Origin of the sequence: Ectothiorhodospira marina (genome assembly GCF_900109495.1) — a bacterium.
Classification (GTDB): Bacteria; Pseudomonadota; Gammaproteobacteria; order Ectothiorhodospirales; family Ectothiorhodospiraceae; genus Ectothiorhodospira; species Ectothiorhodospira marina.
The window spans coordinates 460,351-483,842 of sequence record NZ_FOAA01000001.1; the positions used below are offsets into that span (position 1 = coordinate 460,351).

Sequence of the window (23,492 nt, forward strand, 5' to 3'; positions counted from 1 at the left end):
CATACTCTCGACACTGGTTCAGAAACTTCCCAGCCCAGTGCCCCATTCGCGTTTCCCGAGGACGACCCATCCCATGGCCACCGTCAAAAGTACCTGCTACGAGTGTGATGCCAACTGCGCCATCGACGTGACCCTCGATCCCGGTGGCGAGCCCGTGAAGATCGATGGCCCCGACTGCCCCCGATGTTATGTGCAGCTGGATCGGCGCAACCATCCGGATCGACTGATCCACCCGCTGCGGCGGGTGGGGCCCCGAGGGGGAGGCGAGTTCGAGCGCATCTCCTGGGATGAGGCGCTGGACACCATTGCCGAGCGCTTGAGCGCCACGCGTGCTCAGCATGGCGCCGAGACGGTGGCCTTTTTCGCAGGCTACACCAAGGAGGCCCGCCCGCAGCTGCAGCGCCTGGCCCACGCCTTCGGATCGCCCAACTACATGACCGAGAGCGGTTGCTGCTTCTCCTCCACCAAAGTGGCGGAGGAGGTGACCTTTGGCACCAAGATCAAGACATCCTCCACGGTGGCCTCAGAGGCCACTCGCTGCCTGCTGGTGTGGTCCACCAACCCGCGCGGCTCCATTCCGCCCTTTCATCAGCATGCCCTGGCTCAGGCCAAACCCGGACGACCCATGATCGTGGTGGATCCGCGCGTCACGCCCCTGGCGGAGCAGGCCGAGGTTCACCTGCAGATCCGGCCCGGTACCGACGGGGCCCTGGCACTGGGCATGCACCATCTCATCTTCGCGCATGGCTGGCAGGATCAGGCCTTCCTGGACGAATGGGGTAACGGCGTGGAGGCTTTTCGGGATTATGTGGCGGCATTCACGCCCGAGCGGGTGGCGGCCATCTGTGGCATTGCGGTGGCGGATCTGGAGCGTGCAGCCCGGTTGTATGCCACCCATTCACCGGCGCAGATCATGCTTTCACCCACGTCCACGGTGCAGCACAGTAACGGCTTCCAGAATCACCGGGCCGTCATCCTGCTGGCCGCCGTCACGGGCAATATCGACCGCGAGGGCGGTAATCGCTTCTTCAATGACAAAGTCACCCCCAAGCCCATCGATCTGTTCGATCACTGCCTCAAGAACCTGCCACCGCGCATCGGCGATGAGACCTTCCCGGTGTGGACCCGTCATTGGCCGGCGGCGCAAAGCATGCTGTTGCCCGATGCCATTCTGGAGGGGCGGCCTCAACCCATTCGCGCGTTGCTGGCCATGGGTATCAACACGGTGATGTGGCCACACTCACAGCGCATGGAGCAGGCGCTGGGGGCGCTGGACTTTTTCGCCGCATCCGATTTCTTCCACAATCCCGCCACGCGCATGGCGGACATCGTCCTGCCTGCCGCCACCAATCTGGAACGCACGGCCTTGATCGCCTATCCGGGCTGCAACTTCCGTGGCGAACTGCGCTACCGGCGCGCCGCCGTCAAACCCCGTGGTGAGGCGCGCCCGGATGCGGAGGTCTTCCTGGATCTGGGGGTGCGCCTGGGGATGGCGGATCAGTTCTGGAATGGCAATCTGGAGGCCTGCTGGGCCGAAGCCGCCGAAGGGATCCCGGAAAGCATTCGTGAGCAGGTGTACAACGACCCGGATGGGGTGACCGTGTTTGCGGGGGTACTGGATGAGCTGGTGGAACATGGCTTTTTGGAGGGGGATCGCCAGTATCGCCTGAGGGGTTTCAAAACCCGGAGCGGCAAGGTGGAGTTCGATGCCGGGGAACTGCGCGATGCCGGGCATGAGGGGTTGCCTGTGTGGTGTGAACCTGCCGAGAGTCCCCTCTCCACGCCTGAACTGGCCCGGGATTACCCGCTGGTGCTCACCAGCGGAGCCCGCCACAAGCATGCCACCCACTCCCAGCATCAGTATCTGGAGCGCATGCGCCGGGCGGTGCCCGATCCATTGGTGGAACTGCATCCCAGCGACGCGGCAGATCGTGGCATTGATGATGGCGATGTGGTGGAGGTCAGTTCACCGCGTGGGCGGGTCCGGTTTGTGGCGCGGGTGACCAACCGCATCAAACCCGGCGTGGCGCACTGCGCCCATGGCTGGAATCATGCCAACGTCAATGAACTGACCGATGACTGCAAGCTGGATCCCATCAGTGGCTTCCCGGCATTCAAATCGCTGCTGTGCCAAGTGGCACGGGTAGGTTGAGCCATGCCCTTTATCGGTGTGCTACCGGAACGCAAGCATCTGTTTCAGCCTGAACCACAGCGGGACGTTGCCGTGTCGGATGCGGCCGCCTGGCGACTGAATCCGCGTTACCGCCTTATCTATGACAAGCTGCGGCTGGCCCTGGATGCGGGGCTGACTGCCGCCCCCTGTGGCGTGGCGCCCATGGATCTTGGGGTGGCCCCGGATGAAGACGTCTTCGTCAAGCCCATCATCAACCTGGCTGGCATGGGGCTGGACGCCCGGTCGATGCGGGCAGGTGATGTCCCTGCGGAGCCCGGGAGTTTCTGGTGCCAGCGCTTGAGCGGATTGCACACCAGTACCGACTGTCTGGTTCAGGAGGGTGTGGTGCGCTGGTTCGCCCATACCCGGGCTTCGGCTGAGAAGGATGCTGCCCGGCCCATTTACTGGGAGATCGGCGCTTCCCTGCCGGAACTGGAGCCCTGGATTCATGACTGGGTGGGGTGTCATCTGTCCGGTTACAACGGCCTGTGCAATATCGAACTGATCGGCGGCCAGCCCATCGAGGCCCATCTTAGGGGGTCCAATGGCTTTTTTGACTTCTACGGCCCGGATTTTCTGCCGGCCTGGGTGGCACTGGCCGATGGGGCGCCATTCACCCCGCCATCGGCCCCTGAGGGCGGCTTCGTGATCTCCGTGTTTGGCAAGGCGGATTTAAGCAAGGCCAACCTGAAGGCTGCTGACGCAGCCGGGGTGCAAGTGCAGCCGGATAACGCCACGCCTGGTCGGGCTGCCATCCTGCGCTGTCACGATCTTGAAGCGGGTGCCCAGGTGTACGCTTGGCTGTCAGGGGGCACGCTGAAAGGGGATGGCGGGGCCTGAGTGTCGGGTCGGCGGGGTATCCCGGTCCTTGGCTTGTCACGCCAACCTTGCATCACGGAATTCCTGGGAGATGATCAGTCGGTTGCGGCCTGACTCCTTGGCTTGAAGCAGGGCCTGATCTGCCGCGTTCAGCAGGGCCCGCGCCCGTTGCTCGGGAGGTTCTCCTTTCAGCAGCCTTGGCGGCAGGCGGGCGGCGCCGATGGAGACGGTCACGTGGATTTCACCCTCTTGATCCATGGGTACGGGGGTGGCTTCCACCTGATGGCGCATGCGTTCGGCCACGGTATGTATTTCCGCGGGCTCCAGAGCCGGTAGCAGAACGACGAACTCCTCTCCGCCGTAGCGGGCCAGCAGATCGAATCTGCGCAGGTGGTGCGCAAGACGTTGTGCCACGGCAGTGATGACCTGGTCCCCGGTGGCATGCCCGTGATCGTCGTTGACCCGCTTGAAGTGGTCGATATCCACGAACAGGCAGGCCAGGGCGTGGCCCTCCCGTTCCATGCGCAGGATCTCGTCCTGCAGTCGCTGGTCGAAGAAACGGCGATTGCGCATGCCCGTGAGCGGATCCGTCACACCGATTTCCCGTAGCCGCCACGCGGAAAGGGTGTTCTCCAGGCACACCGATACCACCGCCGCCAGTCGCTTGAGCAGGTAGGTATCCTGGTCGGTGCTGTAACGTTCGGCCCGGCAACTGCCCAGCACCAGCAGGCCGATGGGGTCCGTGCCCCGCCTGAGCGGCAGCAGGGCCCGGCTGCCCAGTTGTGTCATGCCGCAAAAATCCAGGACGTCGGGATCGTCATCCCCCGGTGAGCCCAGGGTGGGTTCCCGCAGGGGGCGCAGTGGAGCAGGGTCCGCGATCAGTCGCAGCGGCCAGTGCTCGGGCAGGTTGTGACTTTCCAGTGCCGTTTGCAGGTCGTTCTGGTCGTCGCAGAGCACCAGGGCCACTTGGTCCAGGTCGAAACCGGTCTTGAGATCTTCCAGAAGAATCCCCAGGACCACCGAGAAGTCATGCGCTTCCAGCAGTCGCAGTTCCAGGGCGGCGAGACGGTTGAGCTTTTGTTCGGTTTCCCGAGCCGCGTCGATCAGGGCCTCCAGCCGCGTCCGCAGCCACTGTTTCTCCGTTGCCGCCTGTCTTTCCATGTTCAAGTGAGCCTTCTGTTGGAACCCGCGAGGAAGTACTGCGCACCTGGGCGATAGCCTAACCGAGCCGGCGGCCAGTGCACAGCACCCCCACTGACAGGGTGAAGCTCTCCATCACAGGGCAGCCCGAAAGCTGGCCTGTGAGGAGATGCCAGCCTCGCCTTAGCCACTCAACTGATCAAAGGCTTCCAGTGCCTGGGCACCGTAGACATAGGAAGGGCCACCGCCCATGTAGATGGACAGGCCGATGGTCTCCATGATTTCCTCGCGGGTGGCGCCATGCTTGATGGCCGCCCTGGTATGGAAGCCGATGCACCCTTCACAGCGGATGGCAATGCCGATGGCCAGGGCCATCAATTCTTTCTGCTTGCAGGACAGCGCACCGTCCTGAGACACGGCTTTGTCCATGGCACCAAAGGCCTTGACGACTTCAGGGATCCCGCTACCCACTTCCTGCATCAGTCCGCCCAGGTGTTTAATGGTCTGGTTCCAATCTTTTTGCATGCCGCGCTCCGCGATATTTGATTAATGTCAGGATTAGTTGAGTTGATGAGTGTGGGATTGTGGTACATCCGGCGCGGATACAGCAACTGTTTGGGTCGATTGGGTTCTGACAAACGAGTTTCATGTTGACGTCATCGCAGCGTAATGCGTTGATGTTTTCATAGGCGGCCTCGCATTTATCGAGTGTCTGCCATGTATTTTTCGTCTGGTCTCCGAGTGTTTTTGGTCAGTGCTTTGCTGTTCCTTGCGGTCTTGCCCGCCTCGGCAGCGAGCGAACCGGCGAAGAACGTGATTCTGATGATCGCCGATGGTATCGGTTTCAATGGCTGGATGGCTGCAGACTATTACGCAGGAAAAGCCGGCGAGCGGCCGTATCAGGTACCTCGTCCTGATGGGACCGCTCCGTTGCTCGTTGGCCAGACCACGTGGTCCCTTAATCCGGTCGATGGGGCGGGTGAATTGCTGGGCAAGCATGAGCGCGCGGTCGCTGCCGTCCCGCAAGGCTATGATGCCGCCACCCGTTGGCACCGGTTTGAAGCGACATTCGAGAACGACTTCGCGCCGGTGGGCCGCTCCTATACCACGTACACCGATTCTGCCGCTGCCGGTACGGCTCTGCACAGTGGCAAGAAGACCCTCAATGGTCGAATCAACGTGGACTGGCGTGGGGAGTCGGCATTCATGCCCATCGGGCAACTCGCCCATGAAAGTGGCCGTTCCGTGGGCATCGTCACCAGCGTGATGGCATCGCACGCCACTCCAGCATCGGCATGGTCGAATAATCTTTCGCGGGACAACTATGCCGAGATCTTCAATGAGATGGTTGATGGCCGCCTGGATGTCTTGATGGGAGCAGGGCATCCGGAATTCGACAATGACGGGCGCCGTGTCCAGGCAGACGAGGATGACTTGTTCCGTTTTGTAGGCGGTCGCGAGACCTGGGAAGCGCTCAAGGCGGGAGGCCACAACGGCTATGCTTTCATCGATGGTCTTGAATCGTTCGAGGCCGTCGCTACCGGCGATATGATGCCGGAACGTCTGGTGGGTATCTTCCAGGCACATCGCACCGCTCAGGCCAGGCGCCAGAACCAGTCAGCCGATCCACACAACCCCTCTGGTATGGCATTTGTTCCCAACGTGCCGGAACTGGCCACCATGGCTACCGGCGCTTTGCAGGTGCTGTCGCGGAATGAGGATGGTCTGTTTCTGATGGTCGAGGGGGGCGCGGTCGACTGGATGGGACATGATAATGATATGCCAAGGTTCATCGAGGAACAGGAAGCGTTCAACCAGGCTGTCGTCGCCGTCATCGATTGGGTTGAGACCCACAGTTCCTGGGAGGAGACACTACTGATCGTCACTGCCGATCACGAGACCGGAGGGATCTGGGGCGAAGGCACATTCATGAATGGTGAGGGCGGCCCAATTGCTACCTCGCTGGAGGACGAGGCTGCGGTGGAGGCAGCACGGTTTGATCCCACTGAAGATCGCTTTGAGCGTTTTCTTGCAGTTCAGGACCGCGGTGCCGGTAATCTGCCGGGTTACCAATTTGCCTCCGGAAAGCATACCAATGAACTGGTCCCCCTGTGGGCTTTAGGCCATGGGGCCGAGGCATTTCAAGCCCTGACCCGGCACGATGCATTCGCAGGTCGCTTATGGGGGCGTGGGGCACCCTATGACTGGAATGGCGATTATGTGGAGAACACCCATGTATTCCATGTGATGCAGGCTGCTTTGCACCTCCCGGCGGTTTTACCGTCACCGTTGAGTAGCGCCAGGTTGCATCAAAACGAAAAAAATGTCGTGCTGCGCTTTGCCATTATTGGTGATGCCGAGCCCAAGCCGCTCGCCGAGTTCCCGGGGGTGGCGAAGACGGTGGATCACATCAACCGACTGGCTGACTCGGGTCGTATTGATCTGGTGGCTGGCGTGGGGGACATTCCCCACAAGGGCACCACCATCCAGTATGACGCTGTGACCGCCGTTCTTTCGCGGCTGGTACGTCCGTTCTATCCGATCATGGGAAACGAGGAGTTTGGTTCGACGGAACGTCGCTTCCTCAGGTATGCCAACCAATGGAGCATGGACCAGCCCACCATTGATTCAGTTCGATACGTGGTCGAGCACGATGAGGTCGCGCTCATCTTCGCAACACCGGATCGCGATGGGCGCGATTTCAGCGATGAAGGGCTGGCGTGGGTCGAGGAACAACTGGAAGCGCTTGCACCCAAGCCCGTATTCCTGTTCACGCATGGGGCGCCGGTGGGTGTGTTTCCCGCAGGTGGAGACAAGGGGATTAACCATCCCCGCATTGAGAGCGTGCTCGCGCATGAGAATCTCGCCGCGGTCTTTTCCGGCGACCTGCACATGGATATCGAGCGGATCGATCCATTTCGAGAGATCAACGGAGTAACACACGTGCACGTCCCGGCGCTGGAGCGCACCAAGGTACCCGACAAGACCCGTCATACCCCTTATTTCCACGTTGTCAGTGTGATGACCGACGCCGAGGTTCTGATCGAGACCTACCGGGCTGGGGATGATGCGGACGCAGCCCCCCGGTTCAGCCATCGCTTTGCACTGACGGACTAACACTGTCTATTCGCTCGACCCCGAAGACGGCGGCCCCAATCCATTGGGGCCGTTTCATTATCGCTCTCACATGGGCGATCGGATTCATCTTCGTCGCTTGCCGCATAAGCCTTTATTCATTGTCTGGAGCTTTTCATGCCGTTGTTCCTCCTGAATCCAGTTCGTCTTGGTCTGGCCTTTGCCCTCCTCTGTGCATCGACTGCCACTGTCCACGGTGCATCGCATTTGATGCCGGCCGGTGAGACGCAGCCCACATTAGGCAATGCTCCGGTCAGTGCCGTGGGGGTGTTTTGGCAGGGGGGGCGAGCCTTGTTGGTCAACGATGAGGAACACGGAATTGATGCTCACAATTTTGAGGGAAAACGGTTGGCAACCTTCGGACGGACAGGAATGACTGACCTTGATGCCAGGTCCGGCCTGGAATGGCACGGTCGCGAGACGGTGGTGGTGGCAACAATCGATGAACCTGCCGGCCGGCCCGCAATCTTCACTGCCCAATCGGGGGAGTTTGTCGAGTCCAGGTTGACGGGATTTGATCAACTGACGTACATGCCAGACGCGTTGTGCCTGTTCTACGACCGTGTAGAGGCTAACCTCTACCTGTTTCTGCTCGATGGCGATGGCATGGCCGAACAATGGTTGCTGATGCCGCGGGGCGATTCATCGGTAGAGGCCCGTGCAGTACGCTCATTACCGGTCGGGGGGGAGACCAAGGGGTGTCAGGTCGACGATCGAGTGGCCCAGTTGTATGTGGCCGAGGAGGGCATGGCGATCTGGCAGTGGGATGCCCATCCCGAACGGCCTGTCAGTCGTCGTCCGCTTGATCTTGTCGCTCCCTGGGGAGGCCTCGACAACCCAACCGATATCGCAATCGATCCGGATCGTGAGCAGATCGTTGTTGCTGACGAGGGGAGTGGTTCTTTGCATTTCTATGCCCGTGACACGGGCCTGCCCCTGGGCGCATTTCAAGTGGTGAGTCAGGCAGGTATCGACGGGGTCGAGGCGCCGGAGATGATCGCCTGGGTACCCGCCGTGTCAGACAGTCCTCTCGAGGACACCTTTGCCCAGGGTGGGCTGGTGGTCACTGACGAGGACAACGCCAATGGGGCAGGCAACTACAAGCTGATTGATGCCACATCGGTCGCCGCACATACTCGCCGGGTTCATCTGGCTGCTGCGCCTGTTCCCGAGGCGGTTGTCGTGGTCAAGCCCATTGGCGCGACAGATCCGGTGGCAACCGGAGGGGACGCCGCCGACGATCCAGCGATCTGGGTCCATCCTGAAGACCCTTCGAAAAGTCTTGTACTGGGCACCGACAAAAAGGCAGGGCTGGCCGTTTATGGTCTGGATGGAAAGCTTCGTCAGTTCTTTGAGGATGGGCGCGTGAACAATGTGGACCTGCGCGACGGATTTTCCATCCAGGGTCGCGAGGTGGTCCTGGTCGCGGCCAGCAACCGGACCACTAAAGGGATTTCCTTTTACAGCATTGATCCGGACACTGGGGAGGTCTCGCGCCTGTCAGCGGAAACGCCGGTTGACACCGGTTTTGATGACCCCTACGGCCTATGCAACTATCGCAGCAGGAACGATGGCCACCATTATGTCTTTGTTAACGACAAGGAGGGCAACGTGGGTCAGTGGCGCATTGAGGCGAAAGAGGGGCGGATTGTTGGCCAACAGGTGCGGGAATGGTCCGTGGGGTCGATCACGGAAGGATGCGTCGCCGATGATGATCACGGCCACCTGTACATTGGCGAGGAAAATGTGGCGCTCTGGCGCTATGGCGCTGAGCCGGGTGACGGCGAGTCACGTCATGCGGTCGATTACACGCGCAAGCATGGCGGCAAACATCTGACTGCCGACATTGAGGGCGTGGCAATGGCGACAGGAGCCAGCGGAGGTGGCTACTTGGTCGTATCGAGCCAGGGTGACGATAGCTTTGCGGTTTATCGGCGCGAAGGAGATCATGACTTCGTGGGACGTTTCCGTATCGGGATGAATGCCGAGAGGGGGCTCGATGGTGCCTCGGAAACCGATGGTGTCGATGTGACATCGGCCAACCTGGGCCCGGGTTTTTCTGGTGGGCTTCTGGTTGTCCAGGACGGACGCAACCTCATGCCGGAATCCAATCAGAACTTCAAGTTTGTTTCCTGGGAAGCGGTGCTGGACGCGCTGGGTGAATGATCAAGCCCTCATCAATATCACTCCCACCCAACGCCGCCTTCATGGCGGCGTTTTGCATTAATGATGATACCCGTCGATGCCGGGCGTCATTGAACCTTCAACTCCTGGTCATTTTGTCGTGACGTGATCGTAACAGTGACGGATTAGGGTGCAGACCGTGTTTGAACGATCAGTTCATGTCAGTCAACGATCGATAACCGGGAGCCTATTTCATGCCTAAACCCAACCATCTGCGATACTGTCGCTTGGCCGCCGCCTGCGCCCTGGCCTTGTCGACATTCGCCATGCCGTCCTATGTTCTGGCCGACGAAGGCATTGTACGCGGCGAGTTGCGTTCAGCATCAAGCAATACCACCCTGGAAGGGGCTCGGGTGCGCCTGATGGAAGCCGGCCGCGAGACCTATACCAATGCCAACGGTCGGTTTCAGTTCAGGGACGTCGCTCCGGGTGAGTACACGCTGGTGGTGGACTACATCGGCATGGGGGAGACCCGCGAAATCGTGACCGTTGAGGAAGAGGGCGTCATCACCGCTCAGCTCACGCTGGGTGCGGATACCCTGGATGCCATTGCGGTGACGGGGCAGCTGGCAGGGCAGGCGCGGGCAATCAACCGTCAGCGGGCTGCCGCCAACGTGACCACTATTGTAGCCGCTGAGGAGATCGGCCAATTTCCGGACCAGAACCTTGGCGAAGCCCTGCAGAGATTACCGGGTCTGCAACTACAGCGCGACCAAGGCGAAGGCCGCTTTGTGTCCATCCGTGGACTGAACTCCAACCTTAACAGTATCAGCATTAATGGCATGCGAGTGCCGTCGGCTGAAGCTGATGAGCGCCAGGTCGCGCTCGATGTGATTCCCTCGGATCTGATCGCTGGGATTGAGGTGGATAAGGCAATCACACCGGATATGGACGGCGACGCCATCGGTGGAAATATAGAGGTCAGAACCCTCAATGCTTTTGATCGGGATGGTCGAGGAGGTAACGTCCGCATTGAGGGGGGCTACAATGACCTGCGCGATGCTTGGAGCCCAAAGGTCGGCGGGACTGTCTCCGATGTCTTTAGTGTTGGCGGGGGCAAGGACAACCTCGGTATCGCAGTGGGCGCAAGCTTCGAGGATCGTCAGCTGGGCTCGGATAATAACGAGACCGACGGTGCCTGGATCGCTGCGGCAGATGGTCGGGTGCCGCCGCAGATCGAACAGCGAGATTACATTGTCGATCGAAAGCGTCAGGGCCTAGCGGTCAATGTCGACTTCCGTCCTGACGCCAATAGTGAGTATTACGTTCGCACCTTGATGACGGAGTTCGAGGATGACGAGATCCGACGCCGTAATCAGTTTACCTTCGAAGACGCGTTCGAGGATGGTGATGTTGACTTGCTTGGTGATACGAGTGGTAGAGGCGATAACATCGAGGTCGGTCGGGACATCAAGCTACGCAAAGAGACGCAAAGCATCTTCTCCCTGATGAGCGGCGGCGAAAACCGGGTTGACGACTGGACCTTTGATTACCAACTAGGCTACGCCAAGGCTACCGAGAAAGAGCCGGACCGCGTTGATGCCGAGTTCCTAGCGACGGGTAACGGCTTTGACGAGACCTTTGATAGCGTTGCTTATCGCACGGTCGATGGTGGCAAGAAGTACCGCATGAGTGGGCCGGATGCCATGTATGATCCAGCCAGCTATCAATTGGCTGAAGTGGTCGTTGAGGATAACGAGACAGAGGAGGAAGAGTGGTCACTGGCCCTGAATATAAAAAAGGACACGACGTTTGGAGACTACCCCGGATTCATCAAGTTTGGCATCAAGGCACGCCTACGTGAAAAATATGCTGACTACACCGTCTACGAGTACGATGAGGATGATTTTGGTGTCGTGTCGATGACAGACTACACCAGCACGAACTTCGATTATCCATTTGACCGTTTCGGACCAGCGGTGTCCACTCGTTTGGGGGATTTCGTCGCAAACAATCGCGCCAATTGGACCTATGACGAGGATGTTTTTATCGAGGACTCTCAGGCGGCCGACTATTCTGCAGAAGAAGACATCTATGCCACCTACCTGATGGCGTCGGCAGACTTTGACAAACTTCGTGTGCTTGGCGGCGTGCGCTTGGAGTACACTGACTATAGCGCGACCGGCAATGAGTTTACGGAAAATGATGATACCGGTGAGCTTACTGTGTCGGGCGTGCAGGACGACAACAGCTATGTCGACATTCTGCCGGGTGTGCATTTACGCTATGAATTGTCACCGCGCAGCGTACTTCGCGGATCGGTCACCCGCTCGATTGCTAGGCCGACCTTTTCCGATATTGCACCATATGTCGTCCGCAAGATAGACGGGGGTGAAGAGGAGTTCGAGGCGGGTAACCCGGACCTGGATCCGTATCGTTCCACCAATCTTGACGTGATGTATGCCTTTTACCCGCGAGGCTCGTCGGCAGCTTACAGCATCGGGGCATTCTACAAGGATATCCAGGACTATGTGGTCGAAGCCGACGTGGCCGGTACGGATTTCAATGCTCGTGCCCGTACAGCCAACGAATATATCACTGCGGTCAACGGCGGGGATGCAACTGTTATGGGTATCGAGCTAAGTGCTTACCAGCATCTAGACTTCCTGCCTTCCCCCTTCGATGGGATGCTTGTGACCGCGAACTACACGTTCACGGATACCGAGGCGAGTCTGGAAGGGCGCGATGGCGATATCCCTCTGCCGCAATCCTCGGAAAATACTGCCAACTTTGCACTGGGCTACGAGAAGTATGGCTTGTCGCTGCGTGCAGCGGTCACCTATCGTGACAAGTACCTTGACGAGGTTAACGATGTGGAGGATTCCTCCGCTGACCGTTATGCGGACTCCCGTTACCAGGTTGATCTGAAGGGCGCCTACGATGTGAGCAAACATTTCCAGGTCTATGCCGAGGCCATCAACATCACGGATGAGCCGTTCTACGCCTACTTCGATCAGAAACGTTACAACTCGCAGTATGACGAGTTTGGCCCGACCTACAAGGTGGGTGCCAACTGGCGTTTCTGAGGAGCGCCCGGGGCGCGGCCATCGAGTCGCACCGACACCTGAGGGCGCGGTTTTGCCGCGCCCTTTTCACGCTACCGTCATATTCGATTCGTAGGGTGACTGCGTTGTCAGAGGGTATCCCACGAATCGCTCTGATCATCCTGTGACGAGGAAACACGCTTGGACCATATTCAGCTTTATCTCGATATCACCGTTTTCTCCATCCTGGGCCTGATGAGCCTGTTTGCCTTCGGTTTTGCCATTGAGCGCTGGCTCTATCTGCGCAACGTTCATCTGGGTCGCTTCGATAACGAGGAACGGTTGACCGTGGACCTGACCCGCCATCTGATCGTGCTCTCCACTGTGGGGGCAAATGCACCGTATGTGGGGCTGCTGGGCACGGTGCTCGGCATCCTGATCACTTTCTATCAAATCGGTCAGAGCGGGACGATGGACACCCAGTCCATCATGCTTGGACTGGCCCTGGCACTGAAGGCCACCGCCGGTGGGATTGCGGTAGCCATCCCCAGCGTCGTCTTCTTTAACACCCTGATGCGGCGTGTTGAGGTGCTCACTCTGGAGTGGAGAGGCCAGCGCAAGGAGGATGGCGTCCATGCCGCAGCGGTTTGATTCCATCAATGTCATTCCTTTTATCGACATCATGCTGGTGCTGCTGGCGATTGTGTTGATGACGGCGACCTTCGTGGTCCAGGGCGATATCGACGTGACCTTGCCGGTGGCCCAGAACAGTCATGAACCTGAGCCGGAGCTTGATGCCGTGCGCATTGGCATCGATGCCTCGGCGAGCCTGTTCTGGCAGGGTAAGCCGATCCAACTTTCGGATCTTGACGCTGAGTTGGGAACGGTTGCCGAGCAGGGGGGGGCGCGCCCGGTAGTGCTTAGTGTTGATGAATCCGTGTCATTTGGACGTTTTGTTGAGGTGGTCGATCTGATCAAGGGCCACCGGCTCGAAAAGATGTCGATCCGCGTGCAGGAGGGGGCGTGAAGCATCGGCAACGTACCACGCGGATCGGGCTGGCTGTCTCGACAATACTGCACGCTGGTGTGCTGGGCGCGGTGGTCTGGCCCTATAGCGAGCCTGACATGCTGCAAGCGTCCGGTGGGGGCAAGCCGGTTAATCTGACAGCCAGTGAATTTGTCACCGAAGAGCCTCAACCCGCCGTGAGTCCCGTCCAACCCAAGCCTGAGCCGGAACCTGAGCCGGAACCTGAGCCAGAACCTGAGCCGGAGCCGGAGCCGGAGCCGGAGCCGGAGCCGGAGCCGGAGCCGGAGCCGGAGCCGGAGCCGGAGCCGGAGCCGGAGCCGGAGCCGGAGCCAGAACCAGAACCAGAACCAGAACCAGAACCAGAACCAACCCCTTCACCCGATCCGGTCTCCCAGGTTCGTGAAACGCCCCAGGCAAAGGCGGCTGCCGACTCCACGCAAGACAACCCTGAAGACGATGACGACAGCTGGGCCAGCGAGGAGACCACCAGCGGTTCCGAAGCAGCCAGCCGACACCAGGCGCAACAAGCCTACATGGCGAGGCTGCGCGAGGCGATTGCCCGCAAGCGGCACTATCCTGATGCAGCCCGTAACAGGGGTATTGAGGGTACGGTGATCGTCAGCTTTGTCATGCATCGAAGCGGTCGGATCAACAATATCCGGGTCGCACAGGGCAGCGGCAACGATGCCATCGACCGGGCAGCAGTGGAAGCCGTCGGTCGAGCTTCACCCTTTGATAACTTCCCGAAAGAAATCGATCGGGACCACTGGCCCATGCAAGTGCCGATCAGTTTCCGGTTGCAATGAATGGATAGGTTCGAGGGCAGGATATGATCGCAAAACACCTCAAGTACGGCTTGATGGTATTGGCGTTAGGCGGCGGGTTGAGCATCGAGAGTACCGCGGGGTCCGAACCGCTGGACAACTGTCCATCCGTGCTCAGGATGGCGGATACAGGTATTGAGGGGATGGGGAACCTCCACGATGCATTTGGCCCCTTCGCCAAGCGCTTTGAAACGATTACCGGGATCGAGCTTCAGTTGTTCTCTCTCTCTAACCGCACTGCGGCGGGGAATGCACTGATCTATGGTGATGTTGATCTGGTGTTTGCCGGTCCCTCGGAGTACCTCCTGTTCCGTCGTGAAACCGGGGTAGACATATTGTTCACCGTCGAACGGCCTCACTATGGCAGCAGTTTCTTCGTGCCGGCCGACAGTGAGATTCACTCTCTGGAAGATCTGCGCGGCAAGCGTGTTGCGCTCAAGGATGTCGGCTCTGCCAGTGGTCATCTGCTGCCCATACTGATGTTGCGCAAGGCGGGACTGGATCCAAAGAGGGATCTCGATATCATCATGGCGGGCGACAGCCGTGCTGCGGCACTGGCCAACGGTGATGTCGCGGCCATGGGTGGGGGGAATCGTGATCTCCAACTGCTACGTCAGATGGATCCGGATGGCGAGTATCGCGTGATTGCCGAGAGCCCCCTTCTGCCGGGTGATCCGGTGCTGGTTCGTGCCAGCCTGCCACACGACTGCCGAACCCAACTCGCCGACAGGCTCGAAGCGCATGCCGACGCACTCTGGGAGGCACTGGTTGCAACCGACCGCAACCATGAAAAGTTCGTCCAGCGCGATTCGGCCCTGCGCTTTGATCGGTCCGCTTTGGACTACTCGCTGGTCGAGGAGGCCTATCGGGCGGCAGGGATTGATCTGTGAGCCCAAAGTGTCTGGATACATCCGCCGTGCCCGGGCTTGAGGCGAGAAGCGTACACAAACGCTTTGATGGACGGGTTGTGTTGCAGGGTGTGGACCTGTCCGTGGATAGGGGGTTGGTCACGATTCTGTTGGGGGCAAACGGCAGTGGAAAGTCGACGCTTATTCGCTGCCTGACTGGCCTGGAGCGAATCGATGCAGGAGAAGTCTGGGTGGCCGGTGAACGCACGGATGGCCTGCGTGGTTCGGATCTGCGGCGTTCACGGCGACGGGTGGCGGTGGTGTTCCAGCAATTCAACATCATCGGCAATGTTTCGGTTTTTCAAAACGTGCTCAATGGCGCAATGGGCCGAGTACCCTTTGGGGTGCTGGGCGTGCTTGCACCGCTGGCACCGGGCAGGCTTCGAGAAAAGGCCATGTACTGCCTGGCGCGTGTCGGGCTGGCGGATCGGGCGGATCATCCGGCGCGCACGCTGTCCGGGGGGCAGCAGCAACGGGTGGCAATCGCAAGAGCCCTGATGCAGGAGGCTGAGGTCGTGATCGCCGATGAGCCAGTCGCGAGCCTTGATCCCGAGGCAGGTCGGGCCGTTATGGACTTGCTGGTAACGGTCGCTCGTGAGGACGGCATGGCAGTGCTTGTCTCGTTGCACCAACTGGGCCTGGTTGAGCAATACGGTGATCGAACCGTTGGCCTCAAGGCCGGACGAGTGGATTTCGACACCCGGTTTGAAGCGGTGCCGCGGGACCGCATGGAGGCGCTGTATCTTGAGGATGCCGTCGCTCAGACCTCATTGGAGGACAGCGCATGAATACGCAGGCAGCCATCCCGCCGCGTTGGCGTGCGCCGCGCTGGACGGTGTGGGCGACATGGGCAGTTTTTCTGGCGATCTTCGTGCAGGGCGTGGTGGCGATCAAACTGACGCCCGAGCGGCTTTTGCGGGGCATTGGCAATCTGGGTGACTTTCTCGCCCGGGCCTTCCCGCCGGATACCGGCGGGCTGGATGCGGTGGCCTGGGCCATGCTCGAAACCCTCAACATCGCCATCGTCGGTGTGAGTGTCGGGGTGGTTCTGAGTGTGCCGTTCGCATTGCTGGCGGCTCGAAATACCACCCCCCACATGCTGGTTCGTTCCACCGTGCGCTTGGTTATCGCAACCCTGCGCACCATACCTGATCTGATCTGGGCGCTGATCTTCGTTGTGGCCGTGGGTCTCGGCCCCCTGGCTGGAGTGCTGGCCATCGTGCTGGACACCATCGGCTTCGCCGCGCGCTTCTTTGCCGAACGTATTGAGGAAGTTCAGCCCGGCCCGTCAGAGGCGCTTGCTTCGACGGGCGCAGGGCGGCTATCGGTCGTCATGGGGGCGATTCTGCCGGAGACCTTCGCATCGATGACCGCAACCAGTCTTTATAGTGTCGAGAAGGCGATCCGTTCGGCAGTGACCTTGGGGTTGGTGGGCGCTGGCGGTATCGGTGTCGAACTGGCTGCCTCCATGCGTCTGTTCCAGTACGATCGGGCCTTCATGATCATTCTCGTCATCCTGGTGGTGGTGATCGCGTTTGAGCAGGTCTCTGCGTCAATTCGTCGTCGCGTGATCTGAGCGGGGACCACCATGCCGTGATCAGTACTGCAGCCACCAAGTGAGCAGGCCGGCACCCACGGAAAGACTCAAGGTGCCGGCAACCCGGTAACCCAGGGCCCACCCGCCGATGCCCATGGCCAGGGTCCCCTTGACCAGGGAGTTGACAAAGGCGGCGATGAGGATACCCAGTGTGGCGGTCTCAAGGGACAGTCGCCCATCGGTCATGTCTGCGAGCGACAGGGTGATGGCATCCACGTCGGCCAGCCCCGATACTGCAGCCAGTGTGTAGATGCCCGCGTCTCCAAAATGTTCGGACAGGCCCTGGGAGAGCAGGATGATGCCCGCCAGCAGGGCAGCGAAGATCAACGCTGGTTTCAACTCGAAAGGGTTGGTCAGTCCCGGGCTTTCCTCGTGTGCCGTTGGGCTGCTCAACTTCCAGCACAGGGCCGCGAGGGCATAGGAAAGGGTCATCATCGCCAGGACCGGAAACAGCAGTTGTCTCGCCAGGTCCCAACTGAACAGGCTGCTGACCACCAGCATTCGCGGGAACATGGTGGCGCAGGCCACCAGGATACCCGCGGCCAACACGTTACTGGAACCTTGGGTTTTTCGGGCGATGCGGGCGAAGTTCACTGTCACGGCGGTAGAGGAGGCCAGTCCCGCCATCAGGCCGGTGAGCAGGATGCCCTTCCGTTCGCCGATGATCTTCATGGAAAAATAGCCCACAAAGGAGATGGCAGCGATCAGGACCACCATCCACCAGATCCGGTAGGGGTTCAGTGCCTCCCAGGGGCCATAACCTTGGTTGGGTAATAAGGGAAGGATGACAACCGAGATCAGCAGTAGCTGGAAGGCGGCGAACAACTCGCGTTCCTCCAGTCGATTCACCCAGGCATGCAGAACCGGCTTGATGCCCAGCAGCGTGGCGGTGACGACGGCGCCAGCGGCGGCAAGTGCCGGATAACCCAGGGCCGCCAGGGCGCCGAAGGCAAAAGTGAGCAAGCTGGCAATCTCGCCGGTGATGCCCATGTCCTGGTCCCGAACCTGAGCCATGACATGGGCGGCCACCAATACCAGCGCGAGCGCACCAAAGGCCACTGCCAGCACAGCCTGGCCCACCTCCTGGGCCAATAGACCCCAAACACCTCCCAGCAGTCCGATCAGAGCGAAGGTGCGGATCCCCGCGACGCGGCGCCCCTCATCCAGGTGGCGTTCTTTCCAACCCCGTTCCAGGCCGATGAGGAGCCCCAGGGCGAGAGCCAGGCCCAGACTGTAAAACGGCGTCAGTTCTTCCATGGTCGTTATCCCGTTATTTGGAGGACCTGAAGGAGAGTCACGTCCGCCCCCAGGGGAAATCCCTGGAGGCCTCAAGACGTCCGACCGAGTTTAAAACCTCGCTGATGCTTCGTCGATGAAGTGGCCTGGCGTTGTTCTCAACCCTTTTTCTTCCCCAGGCTCCGCAGTCGCTCGGTGCCGGTTTCCACCAGTTCGTAGAACATGGGAATGAACAGGATCGCCACGTAGGTGGCCACAATCATGCCGCCCACGATGGGCGTGCCCAAGGCGTTGCGCGCACCTTCACCGGCTCCTGTGGCCAGGGCCAGGGGCAGCACCCCCAGGATGAAGGCCATGGAGGTCATGATCACCGGGCGGAAGCGGATGCGCGCAGCCCTCAGCGCGGCTTCCTTGATGGGCAGGCCCTCTTCCTGATGCATCTTGGCGGCAAACTCCACCATGAGAATGGCGTTTTTGGCTGACATGGCGATGAGTACCAGCAGCCCCACCTGGAAGTAGATGTCGATGTTCAGTCCCCTCAGCCAGATGGCCAGCAAGGCACCCAGCACAGCGAACGGGATGGCGGTGATCACTGCCAGGGGCAGAGACCAGCGTTCGTACTGTGCGGCCAGAATCAGGAAGACCATGACCACCCCCAGCAGGAAGGCGATGCTGCCGGCCGAGCCTGAAGAGAGTTCCTGGAAAGCGGACCCGACCCAGCCCAGGCTGTACTCGCCGCCGTCCAGGGTCTGGGCGGTGACCTCCTGCAGGGCCGCCAGGGCCTGCCCGGAAGAGTAGCCCGGGGCCGCGTTGCCCATGATCTTGGCGGAGGGGAAGATGTTGAAGCGGTCGATGACGTCCGCACCAGGGACTCGCGTGAGGCTGGCCACGGAACTGATCGGAATCAGGTCGCCGCCGTTGCTGCGCACGAAGACGTTTTCCAGATCCTCGGGGTTGGCCCGGTAATCCGCATTGGCCGCCATGTTGACCTGGAAATTGCGTCCAAAGAGGGTGAAGTCGTTGATGTAGCGTGTGCCGAAGGTGGCCTGCATGGTGCGGTAGATGGCTGCCACGGGCACATCCAGGGCATAGGCTTGGTCCCGATCCACCTGCATCCGGTACTTGGGCGTGTTGGCCACGAAGGTGGAGCGCACCTCGGCCAGCTCGGGACGCTGGTTGGCGGCCTCCACCAGAGCCTGGGCTGCCTGGGACAGGCTGTTCACATCCGCCGAGCCACGTTGTTGCAGATAGACTTCAAAGCCTCCGGTGGTGGACAGGCCGCGGATAGGGGGGGGGACAAAGGCAAAGATCTGCCCCTCTTCGATGCGCGCGCCCATGCCCATGGACTGGTTCACGATGGACTGCACGCTCTGGTCCGGAGCGGTGCGTTCGGACCAGTCATTGAGCCGCGTGAAGGCCACACCCTTGTAGGAACGCTGGGTGCCCGCCAGCAGGTCGAAGCCGGCGAAGGCCACCTGCATGCGGACGTCCGGGTTCTCCCTTACCAGACTGGAGTACTCATCACGCACCTGCACGGTGCGTTCCAGGCTGGTGCTGGGGGCCATGTTGATCACGGAAATGAAGTAGCCGGGATCCTCGTCCGGCACCAGTCCCGACGGGGTGGCGCGGAAAAAGAGTACGGTGCCGATCAGCACGACCACGAAGATCGCCAGGCCCACCGGCCAGGCCCTGAGAAAGAAGCGCACCGCGCCCAGGTAGCCCGTGCGCAGGGAGTCGAAGCCCCGGTTGAAGAGCCGGAAGGGCAGGATCGGTTCCTTCTCCTTGTGGTTGGCCAGGAGCAGGGCTGTCATGGATGGCGTCAGAGTGAGGGCAACGACTGCCGAGAGCACCACGGATACCGACAGGGCCACGGCGAACTGGCGGTACATTTCCCCGGCCAATCCCGGCACGAAGGCCACCGGGATGAACACGGCCAGGAGGACGAGCGTGGTGGCGACAATGGGCCCCGTGACCTGTTCCATGGCCTTGATGGAGGCATCCCGTGCTCCCAGGCCCTCCTCGCGCATGATGCGTTCCACGTTCTCGATGACGATGATGGCATCGTCCACCACGATGCCGATGGCCAGGACGAGGCCAAAGAGGGTAAGCAGGTTGATGGACATCCCGGTGAGGTACAGCCCTGCCAGGGCACCAATCAGGGCCACGGGGATGGCGACCAGAGGCGCCAGGGTGGCACGAGGCTTTTGCAGGAAGATAAAGATCACCAGAACCACCAGGATCAGTGCCTCAGCGAAGGTCTTGAGCACCTCCTTGATGGAAATGCGCACGAAATCGGTGGTGTCCAGTGGGACGCGGTAGTCCATGTCGCCGGGGAATTGCTGGGCCAGATCCGCCATGGTGGCGCGTACCTGGTCCACCGTTTCCAGGGCATTGGCACCGGGGGCCAGGTACAGGCCGATCGGCACCGTGGGCATGCCGTTATAGGTGGCGTTGAAGCCGTAGCGCTTGCTTCCCAGTTCCACCTCGGCCACGTCCTTCAGGCGCAGGGTGCCCCCATCCTCGGAGGCCCCGAGGATGATGTTCTGAAATTCTTCTACCTGGCTGAAACGGCCCTCGGGGGAGATGGTGTAGGTGAAGGCCTCACCCGAGGCATTGGGGGCAGCGTTGAATTTCCCGGCGGCGAACTGGGCGTTCTGCTCGCTGATGGCCTGGGCTACATCGTCGGGAGTGAGGTCGAAATGGGCCAGCCGCGCGGGGTCGAACCACACGCGGATGGAGTAGTCCTGCGCCCCGAACAGGTTGGCGTCACCCACCCCTTCCACGCGCTTGAGGGCGTCGATGATGTTGATCAAGCCATAGTTGCTGAGGAACTTGGTGTCGAACTGCTCGTTCTCCGAGAGCAGGGTGACCACCATGAGCAGGGAACTACTCTTCTTGTTCACGATGATGCCCTGGTCACGCACTGCCTGGGGCAGCTGGGCGACGGCCTGTTGCACCCGGTTATTGACGTCGATGGTGGCCTGGTTTGGGTCGGCGTCGTTGGCGAAGGTCACCGTCAGGTTCATGCTGCCTGCGTCAGAACTGCCCGACTGCATGTAGAGCATGTTGTCCACGCCGTTGATGGCCTGCTCGAGGGGCGCGGCCACTGACTCGGCAATGGTGCCGGCGTCGGCGCCTGGATAGGTGGCCTGGACCTCCACTTCCGGCGGCACGATCTGCGGGTACTGCTCCACCGGCAGGGCCGTGAAGGCCGCGCCGCCGGCGATCATGATGACGATCGCCAGCACCGTGGAAAAGATGGGACGATTGATGAAGAATTTGGAAAACATCGCTGGGCTCCAGGCCGCTTTCTTCAGGAAAGGGCAGGCAGAATCGGGGTTCGGGCAGGCGGGACGGTGGGATGATCAGTCCGCCGACGCGTCTTCCCCGTTCGGTTGCTGCGGCGTCACCTGGGCATCGGGGCGGACATTGATCAGGCCGTCCGTGATCACCCGGTCTCCTGCCTCGAGCCCCGAGCGGACAATCACGCCTTCAGGGGTGTCCGGTCCCAGTTCCACCACCTGCAGACGGGCATGATCTTCTTCGTCCACAACAAAGACGGCCGTGGAATTGGGCCGAGGGCCGCTGGTGATGGCTGTCTGCGGGATCACGAGGGCATCCTGGGGTTCGGCCACCTTCAGGCGCACCCGAACATACTCGTTGGGGCGCAGTACGTTGCCGGGGTTGTCGAATATCCCTCGCAGGCGGATGGCATTGGTGCGCCGGTCGATGTCAGCGGCCCGATAGTCCAGCTTTCCGGTCAGGGGGTTTCCCTCCGAATCAATCGCATCGGCCAATTCAGCCGGGATGGGACGGCTGGGAGAGGGATTCAGTGCGGGGGCATCGGCGAAGGGATCATTCACGGGCATGGAGAGGACCACCTGGATGGGATTGACCTCCTGGATGGTGACCAGCCGGTCACCGTTGCCCACCAGATTGCCCACCGAGACAGCCCGCAGACCCGCGACACCCGCGATGGGTGCGTCGACAGAGGTGTAGTCCAGATCAATTTGCGCGGCCTCCAGCTTGGCCTGAGCCACCTCTACTTCGGCCTGGGCCTTCTCCAGGGCTGAGCGCGCATCATTCCAGGCCTTCTCGCTGGCAACGTTGCGCTCGTAGAGAGAACGGATGCGCTCCCAATCCCGTTGGGCTGCCGAGAGGGTCGCGCGGGCTGCGACCAGGTCCGCCTCTGCCTGGTTGACCGCTGCCCGATAGGGCCGTGCATCGATGCGAAACAGCGGGTCACCGGACTCTACCCGCGCGCCCTCCACATACGATCTCTCTTCCAGGATGCCATTGACCTGGGCGCGCACTTCCACGTGGCGATGCGCCTCGGTGCGGCCTGTGTAGGTCTTGTACACCGCCGCAGGGGCCGGTTGCACGGTGATGATCGGAACCGTCGGCGGTGGGCTGCCATCAGGTGCGGCGAACGAGAGGGTCGGCAGGGCCAGCAGGGCCGCGAGGCCGAGGGGGCTGAACAGGGCGCGCATCGTCATCGACATGGGATTCACCGATCTTACGGGCCGGTCCAGCCGGCTCGGGGATGTCAGAACCCACCCCAGGCACGAACCTTCGGGTCTGGGGTGGGGGGATGTTCCAGGGCGGCGCAAGGAGGAGGTGGCCGGATCCTTGTACCGAGAAGAGCCTCACGATAGCGTAGCGTACGCTACACTTTCAAGCGCCCGTACCGTTTATGACAGGGGCATTCATTTCACGCCGATCGACCGAGGCCGTCGATGCCATCATGTTTCAAAACTCCAACCCCCTGCCGCACCCAGCGCGGGGAGGCCCGCCGTCAAAGACTGCTGGATGTCGCTGCTGAAGTCTTCATGGAGCAAGGCTACGCAGGGGCCAGTGTCAATGAGATTGTACGCCGTGCGGGAGGTTCCCTCAGCACCCTGTATCGACTCTTCGGTAACAAGCTTGGTCTCTTCGAGGCAATGATCGCGCAGCGCACGGAGGTGGTCTTTGCCCCCTTCGAGGTCGAGGGGATGTGGACCGACGATCTGGAGGCCACGCTCCTGGCTTACGGGCGACACATTCAGTCCCGATTGGTGGAGGCGCATGCCGTGGAGATCTTTCGCCTGGTGGTCTCGGAGAGGGGCGAGGACCGGGAGCGCATCCAGCAGTTTTTCCATGACGCCGGGCCACGGCGTGGCCAGCGACTGCTGGCGGACTACCTGCGCACGCAGGTGGAGAAGGGGCGGCTGCGCTCCCTTGATTGTGACATGGCGGCCTGTCAGTTCATCGATATGACCCGCGCCCCATTCTACTATCGCCTGCTTTTTGGTCATCCCCCGGATGAGGTCGAGCGCGAACGGGCCCTGCAGCAGGCCCTGTCGTTGTTTCTTCAGGGGGCCAGGATGCTGCGGGAGAGCGAATGATCATGCCGCTCTCATATTGACCCCCCCCCCAGTTTGCTGGGCTTGTGAGATTCTGACGGTACTTTTATGATGTGGCTTGAT

Annotated in this window: 17 protein-coding genes; 12 read left to right on the top strand and 5 right to left on the bottom strand. The window is 60.8% G+C overall.

Annotated elements, in window-relative coordinates; all coding sequences use genetic code 11:
* The first annotated feature begins 73 nt into the window (after nucleotides 1-73).
* Nucleotides 74-2,152, top strand: a complete 2,079-nt coding sequence (locus tag BMY52_RS02130) for a molybdopterin-containing oxidoreductase family protein (RefSeq protein ID WP_090250216.1) — start codon at nucleotides 74-76, stop codon at nucleotides 2,150-2,152.
* Nucleotides 2,153-2,155: 3 nt separating this feature from the next.
* Nucleotides 2,156-3,013, top strand: coding sequence for a hypothetical protein (locus tag BMY52_RS02135; protein ID WP_090250219.1), 858 nt, complete (start codon nucleotides 2,156-2,158; stop codon nucleotides 3,011-3,013).
* 36 nt (nucleotides 3,014-3,049) lie between these two features.
* Here the strand turns inward: BMY52_RS02135 and BMY52_RS02140 are convergent, their stop codons facing one another.
* Nucleotides 3,050-4,153 carry a GGDEF domain-containing protein gene (locus tag BMY52_RS02140; protein ID WP_090250222.1) on the bottom strand — a complete coding sequence of 368 codons (1,104 nt, stop codon included), beginning with the start codon at nucleotides 4,151-4,153 and terminating at the stop codon, nucleotides 3,050-3,052.
* Between the two features lie 162 nt (nucleotides 4,154-4,315).
* A complete protein-coding gene (locus BMY52_RS02145; RefSeq protein ID WP_090250224.1) occupies nucleotides 4,316-4,657 on the bottom strand; it encodes a carboxymuconolactone decarboxylase family protein in 342 nt (113 codons plus the stop codon).
* A 192-nt stretch (nucleotides 4,658-4,849) separates the two neighbouring features.
* Here BMY52_RS02145 and BMY52_RS02150 point away from each other — a divergent pair, with 192 nt between their 5' ends.
* The 9 genes from BMY52_RS02150 (at nucleotide 4,850) to phnE (ending at nucleotide 16,770) form a co-directional block, all read left to right on the top strand.
* Complete coding sequence (locus BMY52_RS02150; protein ID WP_090250227.1) at nucleotides 4,850-7,249, top strand: alkaline phosphatase; 2,400 nt, start codon at nucleotides 4,850-4,852, stop codon at nucleotides 7,247-7,249.
* Nucleotides 7,250-7,558: 309 nt separating this feature from the next.
* Entirely contained in the window at nucleotides 7,559-9,433 is a 1,875-nt protein-coding gene (locus BMY52_RS02155) for a phytase (RefSeq protein ID WP_177169805.1), read from the top strand.
* Between the two features lie 212 nt (nucleotides 9,434-9,645).
* Nucleotides 9,646-12,477, top strand: coding sequence for a TonB-dependent receptor (locus BMY52_RS02160; RefSeq protein WP_090250232.1), 2,832 nt, complete (start codon nucleotides 9,646-9,648; stop codon nucleotides 12,475-12,477).
* Between the two features lie 159 nt (nucleotides 12,478-12,636).
* The gene (gene exbB / locus BMY52_RS02165) at nucleotides 12,637-13,086 is read left to right on the top strand and encodes a TonB-system energizer ExbB (protein WP_090250235.1); all 450 of its coding nucleotides are present in this window, start codon (nucleotides 12,637-12,639) and stop codon (nucleotides 13,084-13,086) included.
* A complete protein-coding gene (locus tag BMY52_RS02170) occupies nucleotides 13,070-13,462 on the top strand; it encodes an ExbD/TolR family protein (RefSeq protein WP_090250238.1) in 393 nt (130 codons plus the stop codon). The genes exbB and BMY52_RS02170 overlap by 17 nt, the downstream gene beginning before the upstream one ends.
* On the top strand, nucleotides 13,459-14,268 hold the full coding sequence (locus BMY52_RS15325) for an energy transducer TonB (protein ID WP_177169806.1): 810 nt from the start codon (nucleotides 13,459-13,461) through the stop codon (nucleotides 14,266-14,268). The genes BMY52_RS02170 and BMY52_RS15325 overlap by 4 nt, the downstream gene beginning before the upstream one ends.
* 23 nt (nucleotides 14,269-14,291) lie before the next feature.
* Nucleotides 14,292-15,176, top strand: coding sequence for a phosphate/phosphite/phosphonate ABC transporter substrate-binding protein (phnD, locus tag BMY52_RS02185; protein WP_090250246.1), 885 nt, complete (start codon nucleotides 14,292-14,294; stop codon nucleotides 15,174-15,176).
* Nucleotides 15,173-15,982, top strand: a complete 810-nt coding sequence (locus BMY52_RS02190; RefSeq protein ID WP_218140375.1) for a phosphonate ABC transporter ATP-binding protein — start codon at nucleotides 15,173-15,175, stop codon at nucleotides 15,980-15,982. Before phnD ends, BMY52_RS02190 begins: the two co-directional genes overlap by 4 nt.
* Complete coding sequence (gene phnE / locus BMY52_RS02195; RefSeq protein ID WP_090250251.1) at nucleotides 15,979-16,770, top strand: phosphonate ABC transporter, permease protein PhnE; 792 nt, start codon at nucleotides 15,979-15,981, stop codon at nucleotides 16,768-16,770. Before BMY52_RS02190 ends, phnE begins: the two co-directional genes overlap by 4 nt.
* A 21-nt stretch (nucleotides 16,771-16,791) precedes the next feature.
* Here the strand turns inward: phnE and BMY52_RS02200 are convergent, their stop codons facing one another.
* The 3 genes from BMY52_RS02200 to BMY52_RS02210 all read right to left on the bottom strand — a co-directional run bounded on the left by BMY52_RS02200 (nucleotide 16,792) and on the right by BMY52_RS02210 (nucleotide 22,529).
* On the bottom strand, nucleotides 16,792-18,048 hold the full coding sequence (locus BMY52_RS02200) for an MgtC/SapB family protein (RefSeq protein ID WP_090250254.1): 1,257 nt from the start codon (nucleotides 18,046-18,048) through the stop codon (nucleotides 16,792-16,794).
* A gap of 137 nt (nucleotides 18,049-18,185) precedes the next feature.
* On the bottom strand, nucleotides 18,186-21,317 hold the full coding sequence (locus BMY52_RS02205) for an efflux RND transporter permease subunit (protein WP_090250258.1): 3,132 nt from the start codon (nucleotides 21,315-21,317) through the stop codon (nucleotides 18,186-18,188).
* A 75-nt stretch (nucleotides 21,318-21,392) separates the two neighbouring features.
* Nucleotides 21,393-22,529 (bottom strand): efflux RND transporter periplasmic adaptor subunit, encoded by a 1,137-nt coding sequence (locus tag BMY52_RS02210; RefSeq protein WP_090250260.1) that lies wholly within the window; start codon nucleotides 22,527-22,529, stop codon nucleotides 21,393-21,395.
* 234 nt (nucleotides 22,530-22,763) lie between these two features.
* Here BMY52_RS02210 and BMY52_RS02215 point away from each other — a divergent pair, with 234 nt between their 5' ends.
* The gene (locus BMY52_RS02215; protein WP_090250263.1) at nucleotides 22,764-23,411 is read left to right on the top strand and encodes a TetR/AcrR family transcriptional regulator; all 648 of its coding nucleotides are present in this window, start codon (nucleotides 22,764-22,766) and stop codon (nucleotides 23,409-23,411) included.
* The last annotated feature ends 81 nt before the right edge of the window (nucleotides 23,412-23,492 follow it).